The 9,153-nt window shown below is 57.6% G+C and carries 4 protein-coding genes and 2 pseudogenes; 3 read left to right on the top strand and 3 right to left on the bottom strand.

The genetic code is table 11. From position 1 onward, the window contains the following. Both FY112_RS03840 and FY112_RS03835 read right to left on the bottom strand, forming a co-directional pair. The coding region (locus FY112_RS03840; protein ID WP_151517739.1) for a response regulator at nucleotides 1–314 on the bottom strand (314 nt) is incomplete at its 3' end. A 1,531-nt stretch (nucleotides 315–1,845) separates the two neighbouring features. Next, nucleotides 1,846–2,976, bottom strand: a complete 1,131-nt coding sequence (locus tag FY112_RS03835) for an alpha/beta fold hydrolase (RefSeq protein ID WP_151517738.1) — start codon at nucleotides 2,974–2,976, stop codon at nucleotides 1,846–1,848. Nucleotides 2,977–3,498: 522 nt separating this feature from the next. Here FY112_RS03835 and FY112_RS03830 point away from each other — a divergent pair. Together FY112_RS03830 and FY112_RS03825 are read left to right on the top strand one after the other, a co-directional pair. Further along, nucleotides 3,499–4,518, top strand: coding sequence for a 1-aminocyclopropane-1-carboxylate deaminase (locus FY112_RS03830; RefSeq protein WP_151517737.1), 1,020 nt, complete (start codon nucleotides 3,499–3,501; stop codon nucleotides 4,516–4,518). Nucleotides 4,519–4,564: 46 nt separating this feature from the next. Next, a pseudogene (locus FY112_RS03825) lies at nucleotides 4,565–6,961 on the top strand (transketolase). 121 nt (nucleotides 6,962–7,082) lie between these two features. Here FY112_RS03825 and FY112_RS03820 read toward each other — a convergent pair. Then, the gene (locus FY112_RS03820; protein WP_151517736.1) at nucleotides 7,083–8,093 is read right to left on the bottom strand and encodes a 2-dehydropantoate 2-reductase; all 1,011 of its coding nucleotides are present in this window, start codon (nucleotides 8,091–8,093) and stop codon (nucleotides 7,083–7,085) included. Nucleotides 8,094–8,740: 647 nt separating this feature from the next. Here FY112_RS03820 and FY112_RS03815 point away from each other — a divergent pair. After that, nucleotides 8,741–9,153: pseudogene (locus tag FY112_RS03815) on the top strand (IS481 family transposase); the annotation flags it as partial.

The raw sequence follows: 9,153 nt of genomic DNA, 5'->3' as shown, positions 1-9,153 counted from the left end.
CCAAACGGCTTGGTGATGTAATCCGCAGCCCCGAGTTCCAGGCCGACGACCTTATCTGCCTCGTCGAGCCGGTCTCCGCTTATGATGATGATCGGCGAATCCGATGAACTGGCCAGCTTCCGCACGATGTCCAAGCCATCCTCCTGACCAAGATTAAGATCGACAATAACCAGATCGACCGGATCCGTGCTGAGAATACGGGGAAGCTCTTGACTGCCGCTAATTCCGGTAACCCGAAACGCATGATGCGAGAGATAGTCAATTAAAAGATTTCGCATGCTCGAGTCGTCGTCAATCACAAGGACGTGCTTCAAAGAACCACTCCATGCCATCCGGCCATGTCATCTGTAATAGCTGCGCCAAGCAAGTGATCGCTTCGACGCGGCCGAGAGAGGGCAAGCTCTGTTGCAGGCGTAAGGCAATCATGAACCAGGGCGACCCTGCCGGCGCCGTGCGCGACCGTGAACGCAAATTCTACGAGAGTGTTCATTTCAGATTCCAATGCTCTGTAGTGGGTTTGTAACACATATTCTGGTTTCGAATTTATCACAAGTATCATATTTATCATTTTTTCAAATTTAGCGGTCTGGAGCGCGCACCTGCGATCCGCTGTGTGATTCATCACAACGGGCCGATCAGTCGCGATGGAGCGGAGGGAGCCAAGCGCCGTATACAACGATTGGGCCATCACCAACGTCCGGCTGTCGTGACCGGAGGATGATCGAAGTGGTTCCTCCCGGCCTTACCGTCCGTTGCCATTGTCGCGGCTTGTCCCAAAAAATTCAGACGAAGGGTCAGTGTGGCCAACCTCGAATGGAACGGCGCCATTAAGCCCTTGTCCCGAACAATGATGCAGACGCGTGGTAGTGACAGCCGTAGGTTGGACTCCGCAGGCGTCTTCAGCGAGTGTCACCCAATAGACAATACGGTTGGATCGCCTCATCAGCGCCGTTGCCCGGTCGCCGGGCGGGATCTGCACGGCCGGCGATCGCTTGGTCGACGACCTTCATCGTTGCCTTTGCAATCGCTACAGAGGCCAATGCCACTCTGCGTGGCGCCGCCGACGGAGCATTTGGCCTATTCCCTCCAATGGGGGCCTATTTGCAGCCTCGTCGAAATGCCTCGGACGGCGGCGCGATTGATGGTGCCATACGACGTCCTCGTGCTCGATTTCACTCGTGTTGCCATTCAATAAGAGACCCTCCTTCCATGGATAGGTTAGTTCCGCCTCCGCATGACGCGATGCCGGCCTTGCGCTGAAGCCATTTGCGTATTGATGACTTGGTGTTGCCGGCGCGTTTCCAAAACGACACTTCTAATTTCATCTGGAACCATGACCTTCGTCGATGCGACTTGCAAAACCGGCTAAATCTCTGAAGCGACAATGATTGGAAGCCCTAAATCGACGCTTCCAAAGTAGAGACCGCCCCAGCGCAAAATGCTGCTGCATAAAGCGCCGGCGACCGGCACAGGCGGCGGGCTGCGAAGACGCGCCAATTCCATACAACCTGCAACGGTTTTCGGCCGTTGGGGTTTGCAGCGAGCGTCGCGAACAGACCATCATCCTCATCGTATGCAAAGACACGAGTGCCGCCCCAATGGTCGCCAAGTGCGAGATCGAGCGGATCCTGCTCGGCTTTGCCGGATTTGCGCGCGAAGGCGCTATTGGACTACCGACGGAGGCGCTCGATTGCCGCACGTACCTAGTTCGCGCGCTTGCGTCGCGATCAGCGTCAATCTCGGAGCCTTGCCAGAAACTGGTGGCGTCCAGGCAAGCCCGGGATCGATGAAATCGAGTGTTATGCGATCGTAGGACAAGGTTTCGATCAGCCTAAGCAAAGCGCCTCAATTGGTCCTCTGGCCTGACCCGTGGTTACGCTTGAAAAATGACAGCATCTCCTCGAGCACCAGGCTGCGGTGGACATCCTGCTCAATCAACAGTTCATGCCTTGCGCCTTTCATTATTCGCAAGGAGCAAGAGCCCAATCGCACGGCATTCATCGTATCGCAGAACTTTTGCTGCCCATAAGCTTTGACGACCCTGTCATCGCCCGCTTGAAACAGCAAAACATCGACGCTGATCCGGCCCGCATTCCGGATGCTGCGGTTTGCTGCCGTGCAGCCTTCGTATGCCCAGTTGAAGCTCGGCCCGCCGAGCTGCGCTTGCGGATGGCGATCTAGCTCCCCGCGCTTGAGGATGTCGTAGCGTATGCGGCTGCTCGTTAAATCGCGATCCGCGTTGAACCCTCTCGAAGCATAGGGTCCGCGGCCCCAAACGTAAGACTTACTGGGGCCGAGTTTGAGCAGCCAGCACGCCTTGTTGGGAATTGGGCTCAGATCGGGCTGATGCATGGGCGAAGACAATGCCGCAGCAGCAAAATCGGCGCTGAATTTCTCGAGATACAATGACGCGATCGCGCCACCCATAGAGTGTGCGAGAAGGAAGAGCCGCTCATTGGCGGGCTTGGCCTCTTTTTCCACGAACGTCTTGAGATCGTCGACAAAATCATCGAAATTCTCAACATAGCCGAGGTCGTGCACGCGCTTGACGGCTTGCGGGTCGAGTTCCTGCGCCTTGTTCGGCCTGATCAACCTTTCCGAAAAGCCTTGGCCGCGGTGATCGAGGATATATACTTGATACCCTTCCTGCCACAAATCGTAGACAATCTCGCGGTACTTGAAAAAGCTCTCACCGTAACCGCTGGAAATCACAATTCCGTTTTTCCCGACGGAATGGGAGAAAGCCATAGCGGCGATACGCACGCCATGACGGCCCACAAAGTCCCGACGCTGGCCATGCTTGTTCCAAAACTCGACGATTTTGCTCTCGTAGATATTTGCCAGTTCGCTTTCCCGTGCCTGCGCGCTGCCATTTGCCAATATGGCAAGCACGGCGATTTCGAAGCTGATCAAGGTCAAGGCACGCATGCCGAGGAATAATTTAATCAAGAAACTCTTTTGCCTGAAGGTCCGCATTTTTCGCTCCGAGATCCCCGGGGCATAAAAGCGCAAAACCCTTCGACCAGGATGTCGACCATCGCGATTGTCGTTTCAACTGCAACACAAACGACTGGTCAAGCCAAGCCGATCGCGCCGGCGCCGAAGCGCCAGGTTGGATCGGCCCGACATGAACCATGCTTACATGCCCGTAGGCCCTACCTCCAGTCTCTTGTAACACATGCGCTCTCGGCAACCGGCGCAGCGCCAGTCACGCAGGGCCCACGAGCATTCTGAGGGAACCTGGTTTGCCGGTGGCCCCTGGTTCGGAGAGCCGAGCTTTCGCATTGTTCACAGGCGCTGCAAGCGAGACGCAGATTTGAGGAAGCTGGCCATATTTGGAAGAAGCTCCCAAATATAACATGTGTTTCGATAAAACTGAATCACTTGATTGGAGTTTTACACCAAACGATATCGGATATTCGTCTCGTTTGGAAGCACCTTTCATCTGAAACGCACTAATCTGATTCCGTCGTCGCCACAGTTTCTCCGGAGCCTCCAATGTCCTTTCTTGAAAAGTTCGAACGCTACCCACTCACATTCGGCCCGACACCGATCGAGCATCTGCCCCGCTTGACGGAAGCCTTAGGTGGCAGCGTTCAGATCTATGCAAAGCGCGATGACTGCAATTCTGGGCTGGCCATGGGTGGCAACAAGCTGCGAAAGCTGGAATATATCATCCCCGACGCGGTCGCCTCGGGTGCCGATACCCTGGTCTCGATCGGCGGCGTGCAATCGAACCACACGCGCATGGTTGCCGCGACCGCTGCCAAGATCGGCATGAAATGCGTGGTCATTCAGGAAAGATGGGTTCCCCATTATGATGCCGTCTATGATCGCGTCGGGAACATCCTGATGACCCGCCTGATGGGCGCGGATTCGCGCCTGGTCGACGATGGCTTTGACATCGGTATCCGCAAGAGCTGGGAGGATGCGATCCAGTCCGTTAAGGACGCCGGCGGCAAGCCCTATCCAATCCCTGCCGGAGCATCGGTCCATAAATATGGTGGACTCGGCTATATTGGCTTTGCGGAGGAGGTGGCGGAGCAAGAAAAAGCGCTGGGCTTCAAGTTCGACTATATCGTCGTCTGCGTCGTCACGGGTTCAACCCAGGCAGGCATGATCGTCGGCTTCGCCGCCCACGACCGCGCCGACCGCGTGATCGGCATCGACGCTTCCGGCACGCTCGAACAGACAAGGGCGCAGGTGCGGTCGATCGTCGACAACACGGCTGAGCTCGTCAAGCTTGGCCGCCAGGTTCGAGAAGACGAGATCGTCATCAACCCGGACTACGCCTATCCGGCCTATGGCGTCCCGTCCGAAGAGACCAACGAAGCCATTCGCCTTGCCGCTCGTACAGAGGCGATGATTACCGATCCGGTCTATGAGGGTAAGTCGATGCAGGGAATGATCGACCTCACCCGCAAGGGCTTCTTCCCGGAAGGTTCAAGGGTGCTCTACGCACATCTCGGAGGCGCGCCGGCGCTCAACGGCTACAGCTACTATTATAGAGAGGGCTGAGCCCGTCGAAAGCCTGTTTCCCTTCAATCTGGCTGTGGACGTACCGATGATCGATTCCCAACGCCTGCACCTAAAAACCATTGAACAACGACTGCTGTGGCTGTCGCACTGGATGATCCATAACGCCAACCACGTACGGTCGAAGGTGGATGGCATCAAGATCGGCGGCCACCAGGCAAGCTCTGCCTCGATGGTGTCGATCATAACGGCGTTGTATTTCTCGGCGCTCAAGCCCGAGGATCGAGTAGCCGTCAAGCCGCACGCCTCGCCAGTCTTCCATGCGATGCACTATCTCATGGGCAGCCAGACGCGGGAGAAAATGGAGAACTTCCGTGGGTTCGGCGGCGCCCAGAGCTATCCGAGCCGGACCAAGGACATCGATGACGTCGATTTCTCAACGGGCTCGGTCGGGCTGGGCGTCGGCATCACAGCCCTAGCCTCCATCGTACAGGATTTCATCAAGGCAAAGGAATGGGGCGGCAACCTGGCGCTGGGCCGCATGGTCGCATTGATGGGCGATGCCGAACTGGACGAGGGCAACATTTATGAGACCCTGCAGGAAGGCTGGAAGAATGGTCTGCGCAACTGCTGGTGGATCATCGACTACAATCGCCAATCCCTTGATGGGATCGTTCACGAAGGACTGTTCGAGCGCATTGAAAAGATCTTTGATACTTTCGGCTGGGAGGTCATTCGTGCAAAATATGGCGCCCTGCAGCGCGCCGCCTTCAAAGAACCGGGCGGAACCCAGCTGCGCGACTGGATCGACCGCTGCCCCAACCAGGACTACGCGGCGCTCACCTTCATGGGTGGCGCAGTCTGGCGCAAGCGCCTGCTCGACGACCTCGGCGAACACGGGGACATCGCCTCCCTCCTCGATCACCGCAGCGACGCAGAGCTTGCAGAACTGATGGAAAATCTCGGCGGCAACTGCGTGGCGACGATGGCGGATGCCTTCGCTGCGACCGACCATGATCGCCCGACCTGTTTCCTCGCCTACACGATTAAGGGCTGGGCAACGCCGATTGCCGGGCACAAAGACAATCATGGTGGTCTGATGAACAGCAAGCAGTTCGCCGACTGGCAGACGACCTTGGGCATCCCTGCCGGGCAGGAATGGGAGCCGTTCGCGGGAATAGCGGATGTCGCCGGATTGAAGTCGTTTCTTGCCGACGTTGCCTTCTTCTCGAAGGGTGCAAGACGCTACGATGATGTGCGTCTTGATGTGCCCGCAATTGCGATCGACACAGCCCGCGAGATCTCGACGCAGACAGCTTTCGGAAAGATTATGGATGATCTCGCCAAGGGCGCAAGCAAACTGGCCGACCGCATATTGACGACGTCGCCCGACGTCACTGGCACAACCAGCCTCGGGCCGTGGGTGAACCGACGCAAGCTTTTTGCCCGTGCCGCGATGGCGGACGCCTTTATCGAGCACAGCATTCCCTCGACCGCAAAATGGGAGTTCACGCCGAAGGTGCAGCATGTCGAACTTGGCATAGCGGAGATGAACCTCTTTCTGTTGCTTGGTGCCGCCGGCCTTAGCCATTCCCTGTTCGGCAAGCGTCTTATTCCCATCGGCACGGTCTACGATCCCTTTGTCTGCCGCGGGCTCGATGCGCTCAATTATGCCTGTTATCAGGATGCACGCTTCATTATCATCGGCACGCCTTCTGGGGTGACGCTGGCGCCCGAAGGTGGTGCCCACCAATCCATCGGGACGCCGCTGATCGGCATGAGTCAGGACGGCCTGGCGGCGTTCGAGCCCAGCTTTGCCGACGAACTCGCCGTGATCATGGAGTGGGCTTTTGATTACCTCCAGCGAGATGGCGAAGGCCACAGGGACGAGCGCACCTGGCTGCGCGACGAGACCGGCGGCTCGGTCTACCTGCGACTGACAACCAAACCGCTCGAACAGCCGCTGACACGGGTCGATGACGACTTTCGACAAGGCGCCATCGATGGCGCCTATTGGTTGCGCAAACCCGGCCCCAACTGTTCGGTCGTTATTGCCTATCAGGGCGCGGTCGCTGACGAGGCGATTGCCGCGGCCGGCATCATCGCCGAGGCAAGGCGCGACGTCGGCGTGCTTGGCCGTAACCTCGGCCGACCGCCTCAACGCCGGATGGACCGCGGCGCAGCGGGAGCGGGCGCGTGGCAACCCAAAGGCCCAAGGCCATGTCGAAACGCTTCTGAATTCTTTGCCCCGCGACTGCGTGATCGTCACTGTCATCGACGGGCATCCTGCCACCCTGTCATGGCTCCCGGCGGCGTGGCTGGTCATCGGACCGTTTCGCACGGCGTCGAACACTTCGGGCAGACGGGAACGATCGCCGATCTCTACCGACACTTCCGCATTGACCGACAGTCCCTGGTTCGCTCTGTCAATGAGCTGACCGTTGGCAAGCGGCTTTCAGAGTCTCTCATGCTCGTGTTCCCCTAGGCGCTTTCGCTCTCGCGCTCATGGCTGGTCAACGCCATCGGCACGCCAAATCCTCGCACGTGCCGAGGGAGAAAGTGCCGCCGACAACTTTGGCAGTCCTGATGGCGGATGATCATCCGCCTCATGCCGCGGCAATACGCTCACCGCTTTCCAAGAAATGAGCCAAAGCCGTGATCGCCGCTGTCACGGGCATTTGAATGTTACGAAGTTTGGCAAGCTCAAGAACCGCGTCACAGATGGACGCAAGCTCCAGTCGGTGCCCCTTCTCAAGGTCTTGCAACATTGAGGTTCTCACGTCGCCCAAGTTGCGGCCGGACGTGATAATCGTCGACGGGTCGAGCTCCAGTTTCGAGCCATACGCCTCGATGACCGGGATGATTTCCATCAGCATCTGATAGCTCACGTCGGCCAGATAGCGGCTCCCGAAATTTTGACCGAGGGTGGCGCCGGTAATGGCGGTGACCGGGTTCGAGATCATGTTTCTGGCCACTTTTGTCCAGACGGCGTCTCTTATTCGAGGCGCTATCCGCGTCGCTATGCCCGACTTGTTCAATATTCCTTCAACCTCGGCAAGGCGTCTCGTATGTCGATCATCCAACTCACCCAAAGTCATGTGAAGAGGATTTCGAGTCCGCGCCAGGCCCGGGCGAAGCCGCTCCGCCGTAATCATTGCAGTCGTTCCGATGATCTGCGCCGGAGGCAACATTGATTTGATCTGGCCGCCGGGATCGACAGACTCGATCGCTCGTCCATCCCAGCCGCCGCCGATACCCTCAAACATCCACCAGGGTACTCCATTGATGACCGGAACGATCACGGTCTCGGCCGTTATCATCGACAGTAAGGACGTTGCCAAGCCTCCCAAGTCGTGCGATTTCGGACAGAGAAACAGGATATGTTGAACGCCAAGTTCATTTGCGGCGCCGACCCTCACTTTGACGCTATGATCACCCTCCAAATCAAGGAGGCGTATCCCGTTCTGTTTTATGGCCTCGAGGCTCTCGCCTCTGGCAACGACGGAAACGTCGAAGCCGGCAGTTGCAAGGCGCGCAGCGAGAGTGAGGCCGATCGCACCAGCACCAGCGATGCACACACGCCTGTCTTCAGCCGCGGCATATTCGAACTTGCTCATTGGAACTCCTGTTGCTTGTGATCAGGAGATTGATTTGGCGGCATGCCAGGCGCGTTATTGCCTTTCCGAAAACAGCTACAGTTGTCATCAAACACATTAGCCTCCCACAACAGCGCCGCCATGGCCAGACGTGACATTGATATAGGCTAGCTCTGTCGACCAACGAGCGCGCCGGACTTGGCTGCGGCGGCACTGCCGGGCCACCGGAAGCGGACCGGGTGCTTCTCGCATTCCAGGCAGCGAAACGGCCGAGGCGCTGAACATCGAGACGTCGCCTCGGGCGTTCGACGCCACATTTCTTGCCAGGGATGGGAGGCGCTGCATGCCAGGGGCCCTGTGCACCCCGGGCAAATCGTGGATGATCCAACCAGGAGAGCGGAAAGTTCAGTGGACCGCACGCAGGATTGCAGGCACCGGGTTTTCGCATCTCGTTGGTGGACACGTCCCAGTCGACGAGGAATGCCTCTCCTTCTGCCCGCGCCTGAACCCACGCTCCGTAGTGAACGAAACGTGGGTCGCAGATCGGCCGATTTGATGTGTGAAGACGAGGCAAACCTTGAAGATCCGAGGTGCCTCATTGTTAACCCTAGGTGTTTAGTCCCGGCATTTGATGGTGCATTATTTTCCTTGGCATGGAGGGACGCACTATGGGCCAGGTTCTACACGGGAGCGCCACGACGACAGAGGCAATCCGTCGAGCAATACAAAATAGTGAAGAGAGCCTGAGAACGCTTTCGAAGCGATACGGGATCAATCAAAAGACTGTAGCGAAATGGAAGAAGCGGACATCGTTGGTCGACCTTCCTACAGGCCCGAAGGACCCACACTCGACGACCCTTTCCCTCGAAGATGAGGCCGTTATCGTCGCCTTCCGCCGGCATACATTGCTGCCGCTTGATGATTGCCTCTACGCTCTTCAGCCGACCATCTCACATCTGACGCGTTCGTCGCTGCACAGGTGCTTGCAACGCCACGGCATTTCACGTCTGCCGGAGGTTGGAGGCGACAGGGAACCGAAGAAGAAGTTCAAAAGTTATCCGATCGGCTATTTCCACATCGA

Source organism: Rhizobium sp. PEPV16 (genome assembly GCF_008919455.1).
Taxonomy (GTDB): domain Bacteria; phylum Pseudomonadota; class Alphaproteobacteria; order Rhizobiales; family Rhizobiaceae; genus Rhizobium; species Rhizobium leguminosarum_Q.
Note: the sequence above shows the minus strand (reverse complement) of the source record. Positions and strands in the feature narration are given on the sequence as shown.

Excerpts from the sequence above, each read along its gene's own strand:
- FY112_RS03830 (WP_151517737.1), top strand. The coding sequence starts at position 3,499 with ATGTCCTTTCTTGAAAAGTTCGAACGCTACCCACTCACATTCGGCCCG.
- FY112_RS03835 (WP_151517738.1), bottom strand. The coding sequence starts at position 2,976 with ATGCGGACCTTCAGGCAAAAGAGTTTCTTGATTAAATTATTCCTCGGC.
- FY112_RS03820 (WP_151517736.1), bottom strand. The coding sequence starts at position 8,093 with ATGAGCAAGTTCGAATATGCCGCGGCTGAAGACAGGCGTGTGTGCATC.